The following is a 17,484-nucleotide window of genomic DNA, read 5'->3' as shown; positions in this document are numbered from 1 at the left end:
GGGGGACGGCGGATGGAAGAAATCAGCGTATCGTCATGGTCGGAACTGATGGGCCTGACCGCAAGGCTGGATGGCTGGGCCTTCCGCGGCCAGATGGACGCGCGCTGGCCCCTGCTCACCTCCCTGGAACGCTACCTGAGCGCCTACCTGCCCGACCGCAGCAGCTGGCGCCTGCGCGAGGAGCGCGCCATCCGCATTTTCCGCCGCAAGGCGCACAACTACCTGAGCGATCCCTCGGTACTGGACAATGACTTGCGCTGCCTGGCGCTGATGCAGCACCATGGCGCTCCCACCCGCTTGCTGGACTTCACCAAGTCCCCATTCGTGGCCGTATTCTTCGCCATGGAGCAGTCAAACTGCGATGCCGCCGTGTATGCACTGAATACGCCGCGCCTGTTCACGGCCGCGCCGCGCGACTTTCCGGACATGGACCGCGACGCCATCGATCCGCGCACGCAGGGGAATTTCGAGCGCTACTTTCAGCCCAATACCAACGCCGTGCTGTGGGTCGGCGAGCCGACGGAAATGGACCGCCGCCTGGTGGCGCAATCCGGAACCCTGGTGGTGCCGGGCATCCTGGGCCGTCCACTGGACGAAATCCTGCAGGAGTACGGCGACAGTGATGCGCTGCTGAAGAAGATCGTGCTGCCGCGCTCCATGCGCGACGAGGCAATGAAAGCCCTCTACCGCATGAACATCACCAACGCCACACTGTTCCCCGATCTCGACGGCCTGGCGCGCTCCATCGGCCTGGAACTGGAAACCGTGTGGCAGGTGGACCGCGCCTGATCAGCGCTGTCCCAGCTTCGTTTCCCCGAACAGGTTTTTCAGCTCGCGCGGCTGCGAGCGCCAGTACTGCGGCGGCGCGTCGACCTGTGCATTGAGCACGGCGGCCGCATGCCAAGGCCAGCGCGGGTCGTACAGCATGGCGCGCGCCAGTGCCACCACGTCCGCCTGCCCGGAAGCGATGATGGATTCGGCATGCGCCGGTTCCGTGATCAGGCCCACACCGATGGTCGGCAAGCCCACTTCCGCCTTGATGCGCCTGGCGAAATGGATCTGGTAGCCCGGGCCGAGCGGGATCTTCTGCAGGGGCGACACGCCGCCGCTGGAGACGTGGATGAAGTCCGCGCCGCGCCGGTTCAGCTCACGGGCAAAATCCACGCTCTGTTCTTCGTCCCAGCCGCCCTCGACCCAGTCGCTGGCCGAGATGCGCATGCCCACCGCCATCTCGCGCGGCAAAGCGTCGCGCACCGCTTCGAATACTTCGAGCGGGAAACGCATGCGGTTCTGCAGCGAGCCGCCATACTGGTCGCTGCGCTTGTTGGCGATGGGTGACAGGAACTGGTGCAGCAGATAGCCATGCGCGCCATGCAGCTCGATGCCCTCGATGCCCAGCGACTGCACGCGGCGGGCCGCCGCCACGAAATCGTCCTTCACCTTCTGCAGGCCCGCTTCATCCAGCGCTGTCGGTGCACGTTCACCTTCACCGTGCGGCACCGCCGATGGCGCCACGGTCTGCCAGCCGCCCTGGTCCAGCGGCAGCATGCCGCCCCCCTCCATGGCCGCGCGCTGGATGCCTTGCGGCCCGCGTGGCCAAGCTGCACGGCCAGCTTGATCGGCGAATATTTGCGGATGGCCTCCACCACGGGGCGCAGCGCCGCTTCGTGTTCGGCCGACCACAGGCCCAGGTCATGCGGCGAGATCCGCGCTTCGGGCGACACCGCCGTCGCTTCCAGTATCAGCAGGCCCGCGCCGGACAGCGCCAGGTGGCCCAGGTGGATCATGTGCCAGTCAGTGGCACGGCCTTCGTCCGCCGAGTACTGGCACATGGGCGCAATCGCGATGCGGTTCGCCAGCTCGAGCGGGCCTAGCGCATAGGGTGAGAACAGGTGGCTCATATGTTTCTCCAATCGTTACAGATGCTTACCTTTGATACAGCGCAACGTCTAGCTTGTTGATGAGTCGACCGTTAATCTGGAGCCAAGTTTCAACACCAACGAAAAGGAGCACATTATGAACGACAAGATCCCAACCGCGACGTCCCGTATTCACCCGCTGGTCGCCGGCGCTGCGATTTCCGTGACCTTGCTCAGCCTCGTTGGAACGGCAGCGATTGCCGGCTGGCTGCCGACATCCAACGCGAACTCTCCCGCTGCCAGCCAGCTTTCGGCCCCTGTCCCGGCCACTGCCGCGGCCGCGCAGGATCCGTCCCAATATCCGGCTCAGTATGCCCCGGCGCCGGGCCAGCAGCAGTTCGCTTCGACCCAGGGCCAGCAAACCGGCCAGGCTCAGGGCCAGTATGCGGGCCAGGCGCAAGGCCAGTATGCCGGCCAGCAGCAGGCCCCGCACGCCGAACCGGCGCCCGCACCGCGCCCACGTGCCCAGCGCGTGAGCCACGCCCAGCCTGCACCGCGTCCTGCGTACCAGGAACCGGCGCCGGCCCCGCGCCAGGCGGAAGCCCATGGCCCGAACTATGTGGGCATCGGCACCGGCGCCGTGATTGGCGGCCTGCTGGGCAACCAAGTCGGCAAAGGCAAGGGCCGTACCCTGGCCACCATCGCCGGCGCCATCGGCGGCGGCTACCTCGGCAACGAAGTCCAGGAACGCTCGCGCCAGCCGTAAGCCGCATACACCATCCATCCCTCCAGCCGCCGCGCTTCCCAGCCCGGCGGCTTTTTTTAAACCAACGGCAGAAACTGGTGTCAGGCACATCGTGCCTGACACCTGGGTTACGCCTCTGGTTTACGCCTCATAAGGCCCGAGGAAATCGATCTTGCCCACCTTGACGCCCTGGTTACGCAGGATGTCATGCAGGGTGGTGACGTGGAAGAAGAAGTTCGGCAGGCCGAAAGTCAGCAGATAGCTCTCGCCATTGAAGACCGGCGTGAAGGCGCCGAAGCTGAGGGCAATCTCGCGCGTTTCGCTGTTCTCGAAGGCCGCTTCGGGCACGCTCTCGATGTAGGCGATGGTGTTGGCGATGCGCTCCTGCAGTTGCTGGAAACTCGCTTCATTGTCGGGAATTTCGGCGACGCCACGCCGGACAGGCGCTCGACGGAAGCCTTCGACGTGTCGCTGGCGCGCTGCACTTGCGCGGAGAGCGGCAGCATATCGTCCGCCAGGCGCGCGGACAGCAGCACGTCGGGGACAATGCCGTGTTCTTCGGCGTGGGCTTCGGCTTTGCGCAGCAGCGCGGCTGCTACTTTCAGGCCGCGCAGGAAGACGGGGGTGGATACCTGGTACATGGATAGGGGCATGGCTACTCCTTTCTGGGTATTCAGGCAGTGTAGCGCATGGTGACGATACGTGCTGAGCACAGACGGCGGATCAATGATCCGCCCTACGCTGCACGACGGACCGTATGGGCCACCGCACGACGCGGGCGGCGGACACGCAATATGAATCCCAAGGTGCGTAGGGCGGATCGTTTTGATCCGCCGTGCGTGCGTTACGCTATCCTCACCACCATCATCCCGGCGCGCAAGCCCACGCGCACGTCCGGATTCGGAAACACGACCATTTCCTGGTCATGCTGCACGGTATACACGGTATCGCCATCACGCGCGATTTCCTGGCCGCGGGACAGGGGCGTGAAATTCTGCGTCTCCTTGCCGAAGGCCATGCGGAAGCCGTCGCTCAGCTTGATGATGTTCTGCGCCACCTTGAACACATGCGGCGCTTTGGCCGCGGCGCCCGGCGGCTGGCCGCGCAGCAGGCGGTCCAGCGCCACACGCGCTTCCTCGAACTGGGACAGATCATTCTGCCCCAGCGTACCGATGCGTCCCAGCTCCACCGTGGTGCCGGCGGCGCCGTGGTGCTCGGCGCTGTAATAGCTGTAGGTGCCGGCCGAAGCCGGATTCATGATGATGGCGCCGATGCCCGCCTCGCCCAGCCAGCCGATCAGCTGCGCCTTCGGGCCTTCGCCGATGATGTCCGGCACGATGGCAAAGGTCGGGTAGTAGGATGGACGAATCGCCGTATGCAGGTCCAGATGCCAGCGCTCCGGGCCTGCGCCGCGGAAGAAATCGCTGGTGGCGGCGATCATCACGTCGGCACGCGCCGCCTCGGCGGTGCCGGCCAGGTCGCCGCGCATGGGACGAAACATGCGGTTCAGGTCCGCATCGATGAAGCGCTTCGCCTGACGGATGGCGCCGATATTGCCGACGCAAAGCATCAGGTCCACGCCCAGCTTTTGCGGCTCCTGCGACAGCGCGTCGAGCAGGTAAGCCACCAGCTCGATGGGGCCCGTTTCATCGCCATGCACGCCGACCGACACCAGCACGGCAGGCCGCGCCGGCTGGCCTGCCGCAACCGCACGGCGCAGGGTCAGTATGCCGTCCGCAGGCTCGGCCACCGCGAAACCGGCGGCGCCGAAGCTGCGCGCGACGGCGCTGAAATCCGCTTCGGCCAGAGCGCGGACGGCTGGCGGCAAAGGTGTCGCTCCCGCCATCGCTTAAGCCGCCTTCGCCAGCGTGGTTGCACTGACCGCTTCGGACAGCGCCCACACATCCAGCATCGCCTGCTCCAGGTCCGTCGCCGGCGCGTAGCCGACCAGGCCCAGGGTATTGGTCACCAGTTCCACCGCCTCGATGCCGTCGTGGCCATCGGTGGCGCGGGACAGCACCTGCGACAGCAGCTTTTGCTGCGTGCGGCGCAGCGCCTGCTGTGCATAGCTGCGCAGCGCTTCCTGCGACTTGTTCACTGCCGGCAGCTTGAGGCCGCGCTCCAGCGTATCGATGCCCGCCTGCGAGCGCAGCGCCATGCCCACCTGCAGGAAGGCCGGCAGGTCCATGCCCGCCGGACGCTTGACCGACAGCGCCGCGAACACGAAGGCAGCCACGCCCTCGATCGCATCAACCGCCTTCCATGCCTGCACGAAGGATGGACGCAGACCCGGATGCTCGTCCGCCTCCGAAGGCGCGTCGCCAACCAGCTTCTGCACCGTATCCGGCTGGGCGAACAGGCGGGTCAGCTCGGCGATGCCGGCGCCGCCCTTCAGCTGATCCTTCGGCACGGCCAGCACGCCTTCCACCACCGCCTTCAGCAGGCTGCGGGTGCGCGCATCGACGCGGATCGACACTGCGCGCGGCACGTTCAGCGCATCCGCATCCAGCACGTCGAACACATGGGCCAGGTCCAGCGCGGACCATGCCTGGCCCCAGGCCAGGATCACTTCCGCTTCGGACGCGTTGTGGGCAGCCGCCAGCTCGCGGATCATCAGCGGGCCGCAGCGGTTCACCACTTCATTGGCCAGCACGGTGGCCAGGATGGCGTTCGCCAGCGGGTGGGCCAGCGGCTTGCGCGTGGCGACCAGCAGGTCCGGGAAGTAAGGACGCAGCACCGGCTCCGCCCAGCTTTCATCCGTCAGCGGCAGCGCGGACAGGATGCGCTTGTAGCGGTTCTTCACATTGGCGATGACCACCGCCAGTTCCGGCGTGGTCAGGCCGCGGCCGTCGGCCTTGCGGCGCGCCAGTTCGGCCACGGTCGGCAACTGCTCCAGCTCGCGGGACAGCGCGCCCTCTTCTTCCAGGTCGGCGATCAGGTCGGCGTAGCCATCCTGCACCGCGTGCTCGGACTGTGCCTGCAGCTCGCGCACCAGCAGGCGGGTTTGCTGGGTGTTGTCGCGCAGGACCAGGCGTTCCACGTCCTGCGTCATATCGTTCAGCAGCTTGTTGCGGTCATCCTCGGACAGCTGGCCGGCATTCACTTCCACGTCTAGCCACATCTTGCAGTTCACTTCATGGTCGGAGCAGTCAACGCCGGCCGAATTGTCGATCGCATCGGTGAAGATGCGGCCGCCGGCCAGCGCGAATTCGATACGGCCGGCCTGGGTCGCGCCCAGGTTGCCGCCTTCGGCCACGACCTTGCAGCGCAGCTCATTGCCGTTGACGCGGATATTGTCGTTGGCGCGATCCTTTACCTGCGCGTTGGATTCCGCCGAAGATTTGATGTAGGTGCCGATACCGCCGTTGTAGAACAGGTCCACCGGCGCCAGCAGGATTCGGTGCATCAGCTCTTCCGGCGTCAGCGAGGATTCCTCGATGTTCAGCGCTGCGCGCACCTGCGGCGACAGCTCGATGGTGCGGACTGTGCGCGGGAATACGCCGCCGCCCTCGGAGATCAGGTCCTTGTTGTAGTCCTCCCACGAGGAACGCGGCAGCGCGAACATGCGCTTGCGCTCATTGAAGGACTTCGCGGTATCCGGATTCGGGTCCAGGAAGATGTGGCGATGGTCGAAGGCCGCCACGAGCTTGATCTGGTTGGACAGCAGCACGCCATTGCCGAACACGTCGCCGGACATGTCGCCCACGCCCGCCACGGTGAACGGGGTGGTGTTCATGTCGTGGCCCATCTCATAGAAGTGGCGCTTCACGGCTTCGAAGGCGCCCTTGGCGGTAATGCCCATCTTCTTGTGGTCATAACCGTTGGAGCCGCCGGAGGCGAACGCGTCGCCCAGCCAGAAGCCGCGCTTTACGGCGATGCTGTTGGCGATGTCGGAGAAGGTCGCGGTGCCCTTGTCGGCCGCCACCACCAGGTAGGGATCGTTGCCGTCGTAGCAGACGGTGTCTTCAGGCGACACGATCTTGCCCAGCACACGGTTGTCCGTCACTTCCAGCAGGCTGGCAATGAACAGGCGGTAGACTGCCTCGCCTTCGGCCGCCACCACATCGCGCGGGGCATCCTTCGGCATCAGCTTGCAAACAAAGCCGCCCTTGGCGCCGGCCGGCACGATCACGGCATTCTTTACCATCTGCGCCTTCACCAGGCCCAGCACCTCGGTGCGGTAGTCTTCCATGCGGTCCGACCAGCGCAGGCCGCCGCGGGCGACCGGGCCGCCGCGCAGGTGCACGCCTTCAAAGCGACGCGAGAACACATAGATTTCGCGGAACGGGCGCGGTTCCGGCACCAGCGACAGGTTGCTGGTGTCGAACTTGAAGATGATTTTCTCGCCGCTGTTCTGGAAGTAGTTGGTGCGCAGCGTGGCCAGGATCAGGTCAATCAGCGCACCCAGGATCATTTCCGTGTCCGCATGGTTGATCTGCGGCAGGCGGGCCTTGATGCCCAGCAGGTTCTCCTTGGCCGCATTGCGCGAAGCTTCGCTGCCCGCCGGGTTGAAGCGCTGGATGAAGCAGTCGACCACTTCCTTGACCAGCGCAGGCTGGCGCCGCAGGGTTTCCGCCATATAGCGCACGGAGAACTGGGCGCTGGCCTGGCGCCAGTAGCTCATATAGGCACGCACCAGCTGCACCTGGCGCGCATCGAGTCCACCTTCGACCACAAGGCCGTTCAGGCGGCCGTCTTCCGCTTCATCGTTGAAGAGCAGCGCAAACAGGTCCTGCGCCACCGGGGCGATTCCCTCGCGCGCCATCCTGGCGGCGCTGTCCGCACTCACCGACAGGCTGGTCACGTAGTGGCGTTTGCCGTCCGCGGTGCGGATCGAGTGCGCGGATTCGCGGTCGATCTCCACGCCCGCATTGTGCAGGGCTGGCAGGATGGTGGATAGTGAAGGCACGCGGTCTTCCGAATACAGGCGGATCGTGGTGGCCGGGTTCTTCTCGGTTGCCAGCTCAACGCGCACGGCGATGCGCGAACCGTCGCCGTCGCGCAGGATCTTGTCCAGGTCATGGAAGGCCACGCTGGGCGGCGTGGCGGCCACGTAATCGACTGGCAGCGTGGCGCACAGTTTGCGCAGGCTGTTGCGCAGCGGCTCTTCGCCCACGGTGTCGGCCAGTTCGGAGAATTCATTGTGCCAGCCATCGAGGATGGTCAGCAGCGGGCGCTGGATATCGCTCTCCAGGTCAAGCGGATAGCGGGCGCCGTGGGCGATCAGGTAGAGACGGGCCAGCGGACCATCCGCCACAAGGGTCTGGGAACTGACGTGATTGGCGCCCGAGCTTTCCTGCAGGGCGCGCGCCAGCGCATGGGCCACGCTGGAGCTGAAGCGCTCGCGCGGCAGGTAGACCAGCACATTCAGGTGGCGGGTGTAGACGTCGCGGCGGGCAAACACTTTCGCGCGCGGCTGCTTGTACAGCGACACCACGGCGCTGCACAGTTCCGCCAGCTGCTGCGGTTCCGCTTCCAGCGCTTCGGTGCGCGGCAGCGATTCCAGGATTTCGACGAACTTCTCGGCGCGGAAGCCGGTCTCGCGCACGCCGGCGATCTTCAGCACCTGGGCGATGCGGCCGCGCGCGAAAGGCATGCGCGCCAGCGGAGTGATCGACGCGGCGCGGGTGAACAGGCCCACGAAGCAGTGTTCGCCGAGGATGGCGCCATTGGCGTCGCTGTTGCGGATACCGATGAAGTCCAGCTGCTGGTCGCGGTGCAGGGTGCCGCCTACGTCCGCCTTGACGATGGACAGCGTGTGGGCGCGCTTGGACAGCGTGTCGAAGTCGCCCGGGATATTCGCGATGCAGGTGCCGTACACGGGGTGGGCGGTATCCTGCAGCACGCCGATGCGGCTTGGGATATCGCGTTCCAGTTCACGTGCGCCCGGCTTGACCTGGTAGTAGGCGTAGCCGTGGGCTTCGAAGCCTTCGTTCTTTGCCCATTCGAGGAAGGCGGCCACTTCCTGGCCTTCCTCGCCGTGAGTTGCGGCGTCGGCTGCGATGGCGCTGAAGCGCTCCTTCATTGCCGGCAGGTCGCGCTTCACGATGGCGGCGTCGCCCGCCACCATTTCGATGCGGTCGGTCAGTTCCTTCAGCTGGGCGTCTTCCAGCTGTTCGGACAGCAGGCAGAGTACATAGGATTCGTGCTTGTCGCCCTCGCCTACCGCCTCCACCACGCCTTCCGCATTGCGGCGCACCGGCAGCACCGCGTTCAGCACACCGTTGGCCGTCACGCGCAGCTTGCGCATGGCCATCACGATGGAGTCCACCAGGTAGGGCATGTCGTCGTTCAGGATCAGCAGGGCCGTGGCCTTGCTGCCGCGCGCGTCGTTGTAGCTCAGGCGCGCGATCTGGCAGCCCTCGCCGGTGCGGCGCGCGGCTTGCGTGAAGCCTTCGACCAGCACGGGAGCCAGGCTGTCGGGCGAAACGTCTGCCAGGTCTTCGTCATCCAGGGCGCTGAGCCAGGCGGCGATCAGGGCGGGCACCTGGCCGCTGCCGGCCGGTTTGCTGGCGTTAACGAGGTCGAGCGTTTGCTTGCGCAGCTCTTGCGGCATTTGTTTCATCTCTGCTTCTCCATACGTTGTAGGTATCTTGAGACGGGGGATCAATGATCCGCCGGTTCCATCACAGATCGTACAGGCCGGGTAAGCCCAGGATCTGTTCCAGCTCTTGCAGTGCGGTGTGCACTTCGACCGCCAACTGGGGATCGCCCAGGTCTTGCGGTTCGAGGTGGTCGCGGTAGTGTTTCTCCACCCATGCTACCAGTTTTTGATAGAGGGTTTCGGTCATGACCACGCCCTGGTGCATGGCCGAAGCTTCGGCATCGGTCAGCGCTACGCGCAGGCGTAGGCAGGCGGGCCCGCCGCCATTGCGCATGGACTGGCGCAGGTCGAACTGGATCAGTTCATCGACCGGGCCGCCGGACTTCACCAGGCCATCCAGGTAGCGCGCCACGGACGTGATCTCCTGGCACTCATGCGGCGTGACAAGCGCCATCTTGCCGTCCGGCTTGGACAGCAGCTGGGTATTGAACAGATAGCTCGACACAGCATCGGCCACGGAAACAGCGCCGGTATCGACGCGGATAGCCTGAAGCTCCGCGCCCACGCCGCCCATCGCATTGCGCAGCTGCGCCAGCGTATCCTGCTCGTCGGCGAAGGCCTGCTCGTGATAGAACAGCACATTCGCATTGCCGACGGCAATCACATCGTTGTGGAACACGCCCTGGTCGATCACGTCCGGATTCTGCTGCACGAAGACGGCGCGGTCGGCATTCAGGCCATGCAGCCGGGCCACGGCTTGCGAAGCTTCCAGCGTGTGGCGTGCCGGGTAGCGCCTGGGCGCCGGTGCGCTGGCATCGAACTCCACGCGGCCATAGACGAACATCTCGACAGCGGCGTCGCCGTGGTGTGCGCACAGGCGGGTGTGGTTGGCCGCGCCTTCGTCGCCGAAGGCTGGAGTGCCGGGCAGCGCATCGTGGACCACGAAACGCTGGGCGTCGGCAAAAATCGCACGCAGCGTGCGCGCCGACTGCAGATGCTCGAAAGCGCGGTGCAGCTTGTTGTTCAGGTTAGCGGGTGTGAAGTGCACGCGGCCGTCCGCCGTGTCGGCCGAGGGGCTGACGGTGGCCGCGTTGGCGGTCCACATCGGCGAGGCCGAGTAAGCGCAGGCCAGGATGACGGGCGACTCCTTGTACGCCTTCGAAATCACTTCCGCATCGGAGCCCGTGAAGCCCAGGCTGCGCAGCAGGCGGAAGTTGGGACGGTCCTGCGGCGGCATCACGGCCTGCGCAAATCCGCGCTTTGCCAGCTCACGCATCTTGGCCAGACCCTGCAGCGCCGCCAGGCGAGGATTGGACGCGCTCTTCACATTATTGAAGGACGCCACATTGCCGAAGGAAAGCCCGGCGTAGTTGTGGGACGGGCCTACCAGGCCATCAAAATTGAATTCGCGAGCTGGGTGCATTGTGGTCCTCAGAAGTTCATGCCGGGGGACAGCTTGGCCGGCAATTCCAGCGCGCTGTTCTCGATCGACGCCACCGGATAGGCGCAATAGTCAGCCGCGTAATAGGCGCTCGGACGGTGGTTGCCGGACTTGCCGACGCCGCCGAACGGCGCCGAGCTGGCGGCGCCCGTGGTCGGACGGTTCCAGTTCACGATGCCGGCACGGGCGCGCAGGTTGAACTTCTGCCACAGCGCTTCGTCGTTGGACAGCAGGCCGGAAGCCAGGCCATACTGGGTGGCGTTGGCGGCGCGGATGGCGTCGTCGAAGCTGTCCACGCGGATGACCTGGGCCAGCGGGCCGAACCACTCTTCGTCCGCAATGCCTTTGGCGTCGGTCGTGTCCACGATGCCGGCAGTGACGAAGCCGGTGTTCGGGTCGAGCTGGCGCATTTCCAGCAGCAGCTTGCCGCCCTTGGCCACCATATCGTTCTGCGCCTGTACCAGTTTGCCCGCCACAGCGGCGGACACCACAGGGCCCATGAACGGCGCCGGTTCGGCAGCAGGGGCGCCCACGCCCAGCTTCGAGGCCACTTCCACGAAGCGCTGGACGAAGGCGTCGCCCTCGGCGCCCTTCTGCACGATGATGCGGCGCGCGCAGGTGCAGCGCTGGCCGGCCGAGATGAAGGCGGAGGACACGGCCATGAACACGGCCGCATCGATATCCTTCACATTCCACACGACGAGGGGATTGTTGCCTCCCATTTCCAGCGCCAGCAGCTTGCCGGTCTGGCCGGCGAACTGCTTGTGCAGGGCCGCGCCGGTCTGGCTCGAACCGGTAAACAATACGCCGTCGATATCGCTCTGGCCCAGGGTGATGCCAGTATCGCGGCCGCCGTTGACCAGGTTGACCACGCCGGCCGGCACGCCCGCCTTTTCCCACAGCGCCACGGTCTTGATGGCGGTGCGCGGCGCGTATTCGCTCGGCTTGAAGACGATGGTGTTACCGGCGATCAGGGCCGGCACGATATGGCCGTTCGGCAGGTGGCCGGGGAAGTTGTAGGGACCGAACACGCCGAACACGCCATGCGGACGGTGGCGCAGCACGGCTTCGCCATCCGCCACCTTGTTGCGGGATTCACCGGTGCGCGCACCGTAGGACGTCAGCGAGATATCAACCTTGTTGGCCATGGTCGTCACTTCGGTGCGGGCTTCCCACAGCGGCTTGCCCACTTCTTCCGAAATCGTCTGCGCCAGTTCCTCGGCGTTTTCCTTCAGCAGGTCGCGGAATTTCGTGACAATGGCGATGCGCTCTTCCAGCGGACGGTAAGCCCAGTCATCGAAGGCGGCGCGCGCCGCAGCCACGGCTTCATTCACGTCCGCGGCCGTGGCGGCGTTGCTGGCGTAGGTCTGCTCGCCATTGGCTGGATTGATGGTCACCAGCTGCTCGCCGCTGCCGGCCTTCCATTGGCCCTTGATGAAATTGCTCAGTTCAGACATTCTGGTTCTTCCTCACGTTGAGAGACAGCGTGCGCACGCTATCGTTGGGATGCACGTGCAGCAGCTGCTGGCAAGCGTGCGACAGGTCGATCCTGCCGTTGACCGGCGTGGCTTCCGTGACGATCATGCGGAAGTCCTTCATATCGGTGTTGGAGACGAGCAGCGGCTCGTGCGATTCGGGCGCGCAGGCGTGGGCCATGTCGGTATCCGCATCGACGGACACCAGTTCGCTGTCGCGCACACCACGCAGTTCGGATACGCGCGCCTGCAGCACGGGGCCGGCGTCGAAGATGTCGACATAACCTTCGTAATACATGCCTTCCTGCTCCAGCAGGCGGCGCGCCGGCGCCGTGGACATATGCACCTTGCCGATCGCTTCCTGCGCATCCTGCGGCAGGTAGGCGATATACATCGGCTGGCGCGGCATCAGTTCGGCGATGAAGGACTTCTTGCCCAGCGCGGTCAGGTCGTCCACGTGGTGGAAGTCCATCTTGAAGAAGTGGCGGCCCAGGCCCTCATAGAAAGGCGAAGAACCGTCCGGCGCCTGGTAACCGCGCATTTCGGCAATGATCTTCTGCTCGAACAGGTGGGGAACTGGGCGATGAACAGGAAGCGGCTCTTGGACAGCAGCTTGCCGTTATTGCCCTGGCGGTAGTCCGGGTGCAGGAACAGGGAGCACAGCTCGGAGCAGCCGGTCAGGTCGTTGGACAGGTAGAGCGTGTCCATGCGGGTGAACACATTCAGCTCGCGGCTGGAATGCACCAGGGTGCCGATGCGGTAGTTGTAGAAAGGCTCGTTCAGGCCGACCGCGCCCTTGATGGCGCACACGCCGGCCAGGCGGCCGTTCTCGGTGTCTTCCATCACGAACATGTAGTCGCGCTGCTCGGGCGGGATGGTTTCGGCGAAGGAGGCCACGGCCACTTCCACGCGGTCGCCCATCATCTTCATGTCGGGTTTCAGCGTGGTCATGCCGGTGCCGACCTGGCTGGCCAGGTTGAACAGGCCGTCCAGGTCAGTCGCTTTGATGGCGCGTACAACTAGCATAATTTCGCTCTCGTTCTCAGATACGGACGCAGGTAACGCTGTCGCCTTCGGCAACGCGCAGGATGTCCTGCACTTCGGGCGGCAGGGCAATGGTGTCGGTGTTTTCCAGCGCCGGGCAGGCCAGCGTGACGGCGCGGAAGTGCTGGTCGGGACGGGTGGCGATCGCATAGCTTGCCACCGCATCGGTATCTGCGGGCGCGCCGGCGTTCACCACCTTGCGCGTCAGCGACGACGTGAAGGTGCGCAGCGCGTGCTTGTGCGCCTGCAGGATCGGGCCGCCATCGAAGATATCGATGTATTCGTCGGCTTCGAAGCCTTCGGAGGTCAGCAGGTTGAAGGCTGTTTCGCCGGACGGGTGGATCTGGCCCATCGCCGCCTGGGCGTCGCCCGGCAGCAGCGGCACGTACACGGGGTAGTGCGGCATCAGTTCCACGATCAGCGTGCGGTTACGCGCGCCGCCGATGGTGCGTTCGGCGTCCAGGAAGTCCATCTTGAAGAACTTGCGGCCGAGGGCGTCCCAGAACGGGGAGCCGCCATTGTCGTCCGTCACGCCGGCCAGCGGCACGAAGAAGCGGTCGCCGAAGCGGTGCGGCGCCTGCACGGCGTACAGCAGGCGGGAACGCGACAGCAACGCCGCTTCCGGACGGTGCTGCACTTTCGGATCGACATAAAAACTGGACAGCTGCGAATACGCGGTCAGCTCGGAGCACAGCGTCAGCGCGTGCACGCTGTGGCTGATGTTCAGGTCACGCGAGACCTGCTGGATTACGTCGTTGCGGAAGGAGAAGTAGGTGCCGTTGGAACCGGCGGAGGCGAAGATGGACGCCGTGCCGCAGATCTTGCGCTCGGCCAGCGATTCCAGCACGAACAGGTAGGATTCCTCGCTCGGGATGTCGACATGCGCGGAGAACGAGGCCAGCGAACGCTCCACCGCCTGCTCGATCTTCTCGCGCGTCTTCGGCAGCGTATGCACTCCCGGCATGGTCACCGCCGCCAGCGATTCGAGGGCGGCAATATCCGCTACTTCTACCGGACGGACTACATACATGGGGACTCCTTGTTGTTGGTTGTGTTGCCCGGTTTGGCGCCGCGGGCCGAGATGCTCGCCGCGGGCGGGATGCACGGCGGATCAATGATCCGCCCTACGCTTCTCGACAAAGCATGCATCCACGTTCCGTGTAGGGCGGATCATTGATCCGCCGCACACGCGGCTTAAACCTTATGCCTTGGTCAGGTCCGCAATCGCCAGGCGCAGCAGGCGATCCGCCTCATCGATCTGCGCATCGGACACGATCAGCGCCGGCGCCAGGCGCACCACATCGGTACCGGCGATCAGCACCATCAGCCCATGCGCTTCAGCGGCGCGCTGGATATCCTTGGAACGGCCCTTGAACGGTTCGGCCACGACAAGGCCCAGCAGCAGGCCGGCGCCGCGCACGGCGGAGAACACGGCCGGGAAGTCGCGCACCATGCCTTCCAGTTTGGCGATCAGCTTCTCGGACGCTTCCTTCACGCGCTCCAGGAAAGCCGGCTGGTTGATGGTTTCGAATACCTTCAGCGCCACGGTGGTGGCCAGCGGGTTGCCGCCGTAGGTGGTGCCGTGGGTACCGACGGACAGGGTCTTGGCCAGTTCATCGGTGGTCAGCATGGCGCCGATCGGGTAGCCATTGCCCAGTGCCTTGGCCACGGTCAGCACGTCCGGGATCACGCCATAGCCCTGGTAGGCGAACAGCGAACCGGTACGGCCCATGCCGCACTGAACCTCGTCGAAGATCAGCAGGGCGCCGGTCTTGTCGCACAGCGCGCGCAGCTCTTTCAGATATTCAGGATTGCCCGGCATCACGCCGCCTTCGCCCTGCACCGGCTCAACGATCACGGCGCACACATCGTCGCCGATGGCGGCGCGGGCAGCTTCGATATCGTTGTAAGGGATGTGGTCCAGTTGCGGCGGCAGCGGCTCGAAGCCTTCGGTGTACTTCGACTGGCCGCCGACGGACACGGTGAACAGCGTGCGGCCGTGGAAGGAATTCAGGCAGGACACGATGCGCGACTTGTGCGCGCCGAACTTGGCGTGCGCGTATTTGCGGGCCAGCTTCAGGGCCGCTTCATTGGCTTCGGCGCCGGAGTTGCAGAAGAAGGCGCGGTCAGCGAAAGTGGCTTCGGTCATGGCCAGGCCCAGGCGCAGCACCGGCTGATTGGTGTAGCCATTGCCCAGGTGCCACAGGGTGTTGGCCTGTTTGGTCAGCGCCTCGACGATGATGGGGTTGCAGTGGCCCAGTGCGGCCACGGCGATGCCGGAGGTGAAATCCAGGTAGTGCTTGCCTTCCTGGTCCCACAGATCCAGGCCGGAACCACGTACAGGAACCATCGCTGCCGGCGCGTATGTCGGCACGAGCACTTCATCAAAAGTCTGCCGGGTGACAGGGCGGGTGGTTACAGTGGTGTCAAGCTTGGCGTTCATTTTGGCAAATCCCCATTCAAGGTAAGGTGTACTGCATTGTAAAAGCGGGGATGCTAAAACTCTTTTGAATCTGCGACAAGGTTTTTCAAAAATACTCAGCTTGCCGCAAGCTTGCGCTGGCGCTCCTCCCTTGGGGTATTGCCGAACAGGGTGCCGAAGGCGGTCGAGAAGTGGGAGCCGGACGAGAAGCCGCACATCAGTCCCACCTGCACGATGGAATGATTAGTTTCCAGGAGCAACTGTCTTGCCCGCTGCAGGCGCAGCTCCAGGTAGTAGCGCGACGGCAGGCTGCCCAGGTATTGCTTGAACAGTCGCTCCAGCTGGCGGCGCGACAGGCCGACCAGACTGGCGATATCGTCGGTGGACAGCGGCTCCTCGATATTGGCCTCCATCAGCGTGACCGCTTCGGACAGCTTCGGTTGCAGCGCGCCGAAACGGGCCTGCAGGGCCACGCGCTGGCGTTCCTCATGGCCGCGCACGCGGTCGATGCACAGGGCTTCCTTGATTTCGGCCTGCACCTGGGAACCGAACAGGCATTCGACCAGGGTCAGCGAGAAGTCCAGGCTGGCGGAGCCGCCGCAGCAGGAGAGCAGGCGGCCGTCGATCTCGAACAGGTGGGGAGTGAGGATGGCGCGCTCAGTAATGTGCTCGGTGTCCGCATACAGGGACCAGGGCAGCGCGATACGCAGGCCGGCACAGGCGCCGGAACCGGCCACCCACAGCACGCCGGCGCCCACACCGCCCCAGAAGCCGGCCTGGCGGCAGCGGGCGATGACGACGCGGGCCAGCTCGTCCGGCAGGGGCGGCTGCTGCTCATCGCCCACCAGCAGGGCCAGGTGGTAATCCGCCGCTTCGGACGCAGCCTGTTCCGGCGTGCGCACAGCCAGTTCGAAGGCATTCCTGAGGATGCGCTGGGCCAGCTTCAGGGGCTGGACCAGGCCGGACCAGGTAAGGCTGTCCGGCTCGCCCGCGTTAACCAGCAGCACGCGCAGCGGCTGCTCCCGGTTCAGGCGGCTGAGTTGGTCAAATGACATTTATTCTGGGGCGAGCGACGTCGGCGGTCGCTCAGGGGTGTTCCACTGGCTCACTATCATACCGGAGATCAACAGGATCGCGCCGACGAAGCCAGTCCAGCCCAGCACCTCGCCCAGCCAGAAGTAGCTGAAGATGGCGGCGCAGGCAGGCTCGAAGGCATAGATCACGGCCGCCTCATTGGCGGTGGCGTGGCTCTGGCCCCAGGTTTGCAGCGAAATAATGGCTGCCGTGGCGACCACGCCCAGGTAGATCAGGTTCCATTTGTACAGCTTCAGGCCTTCCCAGATATAGGCGTAGTAGTCGGCCGAATCGTTCGGCACGGAAACGGCGCCGCGCGGCGCTTCGCGCAGCAGGATCCACAGGCCGGCCATCAGGGCGACAGTCATGATCTGCGAAGCGGTCAGGGACATCAGGCGGGTGGCCTTGCGCGTGTAGACTTCCATCACCTTGATATAGGTGCCGAAAGCCAGCGCGGCCATCAGGGCCAGCGTGTCGCCGCGGCTCCAGCTGAAGGTGCCTTCCCAGCACAGGGCGAACAGGCCCGCCACGGCCAGCACCAGGGCCACGACGATGCGGCGGTCCGGCCATTTGCCCATCACGATGCCCAGCAGAGGCACCACCAGCACATTCAGGCCGCAAATGAAGGCGTTGCGGTTGGACGTGGTCAGCGACAGGCCTTCCACCTGGAACAGATAGCAGAAGAACAGCAGCACGCCGGACAGGAAGCCATAATGCAGATCTGCCCAGCGCGCACGGAAGATGAAGGGCAGCAGCAGCACGCTGGCGATGCCGAAGCGCGACACCACGATCCAGTTGGGGGAGAGGTAGGACGTCATATCCTTCATCGCGGGGAACGTCGTGCCCCAGACCAGGGTCACGATCAGCAGGGCCATTATTC

The 17,484-nt window shown here is 65.0% G+C and carries 10 protein-coding genes and 3 pseudogenes; 2 read left to right on the top strand and 11 right to left on the bottom strand.

What is annotated here, in order from left to right:
* Nucleotides 1–12 precede the first annotated feature (12 nt).
* Nucleotides 13–789: an FRG domain-containing protein gene (locus ACHMW6_RS00870; protein ID WP_395404736.1), complete on the top strand. Its 777-nt coding sequence runs from the start codon at nucleotides 13–15 to the stop codon at nucleotides 787–789.
* Here the strand turns inward: ACHMW6_RS00870 and ACHMW6_RS00865 are convergent.
* Nucleotides 790–1,901, bottom strand: a pseudogene (locus tag ACHMW6_RS00865) (NADH:flavin oxidoreductase/NADH oxidase). It abuts the gene before it with no gap.
* A 115-nt stretch (nucleotides 1,902–2,016) separates the two neighbouring features.
* On the opposite strand from ACHMW6_RS00865, the gene ACHMW6_RS00860 reads away from it, so the two are divergent.
* The gene (locus tag ACHMW6_RS00860; RefSeq protein ID WP_395404734.1) at nucleotides 2,017–2,625 is read left to right on the top strand and encodes a glycine zipper 2TM domain-containing protein; all 609 of its coding nucleotides are present in this window, start codon (nucleotides 2,017–2,019) and stop codon (nucleotides 2,623–2,625) included.
* Nucleotides 2,626–2,745: 120 nt separating this feature from the next.
* Here ACHMW6_RS00860 and ACHMW6_RS00855 read toward each other — a convergent pair.
* From ACHMW6_RS00855 to ACHMW6_RS00810, 10 genes and pseudogenes are all read right to left on the bottom strand, one after another.
* Nucleotides 2,746–3,257 (bottom strand): annotated as a pseudogene (locus ACHMW6_RS00855) (DUF1993 family protein).
* Between the two features lie 191 nt (nucleotides 3,258–3,448).
* A complete protein-coding gene (locus ACHMW6_RS00850) occupies nucleotides 3,449–4,450 on the bottom strand; it encodes a succinylglutamate desuccinylase (protein WP_395404732.1) in 1,002 nt (333 codons plus the stop codon).
* 3 nt (nucleotides 4,451–4,453) lie between these two features.
* Nucleotides 4,454–9,169: an NAD-glutamate dehydrogenase domain-containing protein gene (locus tag ACHMW6_RS00845; RefSeq protein WP_395404730.1), complete on the bottom strand. Its 4,716-nt coding sequence runs from the start codon at nucleotides 9,167–9,169 to the stop codon at nucleotides 4,454–4,456.
* A gap of 61 nt (nucleotides 9,170–9,230) precedes the next feature.
* Nucleotides 9,231–10,571 carry an N-succinylarginine dihydrolase gene (astB, locus tag ACHMW6_RS00840; protein ID WP_395404728.1) on the bottom strand — a complete coding sequence of 447 codons (1,341 nt, stop codon included), beginning with the start codon at nucleotides 10,569–10,571 and terminating at the stop codon, nucleotides 9,231–9,233.
* Between the two features lie 8 nt (nucleotides 10,572–10,579).
* Nucleotides 10,580–12,046 (bottom strand): succinylglutamate-semialdehyde dehydrogenase, encoded by a 1,467-nt coding sequence (gene astD, locus ACHMW6_RS00835; RefSeq protein ID WP_395404726.1) that lies wholly within the window; start codon nucleotides 12,044–12,046, stop codon nucleotides 10,580–10,582.
* Nucleotides 12,039–13,090, bottom strand: a pseudogene (gene astA / locus ACHMW6_RS00830) (arginine N-succinyltransferase). Before astA ends, astD begins: the two are co-directional and overlap by 8 nt.
* A 16-nt stretch (nucleotides 13,091–13,106) precedes the next feature.
* Nucleotides 13,107–14,138, bottom strand: coding sequence for an arginine N-succinyltransferase (locus tag ACHMW6_RS00825; protein WP_395404724.1), 1,032 nt, complete (start codon nucleotides 14,136–14,138; stop codon nucleotides 13,107–13,109).
* Nucleotides 14,139–14,309: 171 nt separating this feature from the next.
* Nucleotides 14,310–15,551, bottom strand: coding sequence for an acetylornithine/succinylornithine family transaminase (gene astC / locus ACHMW6_RS00820; protein ID WP_395404722.1), 1,242 nt, complete (start codon nucleotides 15,549–15,551; stop codon nucleotides 14,310–14,312).
* 95 nt (nucleotides 15,552–15,646) lie between these two features.
* On the bottom strand, nucleotides 15,647–16,585 hold the full coding sequence (locus tag ACHMW6_RS00815; RefSeq protein ID WP_395404720.1) for a GlxA family transcriptional regulator: 939 nt from the start codon (nucleotides 16,583–16,585) through the stop codon (nucleotides 15,647–15,649).
* Nucleotides 16,586–17,479: a DMT family transporter gene (locus tag ACHMW6_RS00810; RefSeq protein WP_395404718.1), complete on the bottom strand. Its 894-nt coding sequence runs from the start codon at nucleotides 17,477–17,479 to the stop codon at nucleotides 16,586–16,588.
* Nucleotides 17,480–17,484: the final 5 nt, after the last annotated feature.

The organism is Pseudoduganella sp. UC29_106 (genome assembly GCF_044055365.1).
Classification (GTDB): domain Bacteria; phylum Pseudomonadota; class Gammaproteobacteria; order Burkholderiales; family Burkholderiaceae_D; genus Rugamonas.
The sequence above is the reverse complement of the archived record's forward strand: the minus strand, read 5'-3'. Positions and strand labels throughout refer to the sequence as shown.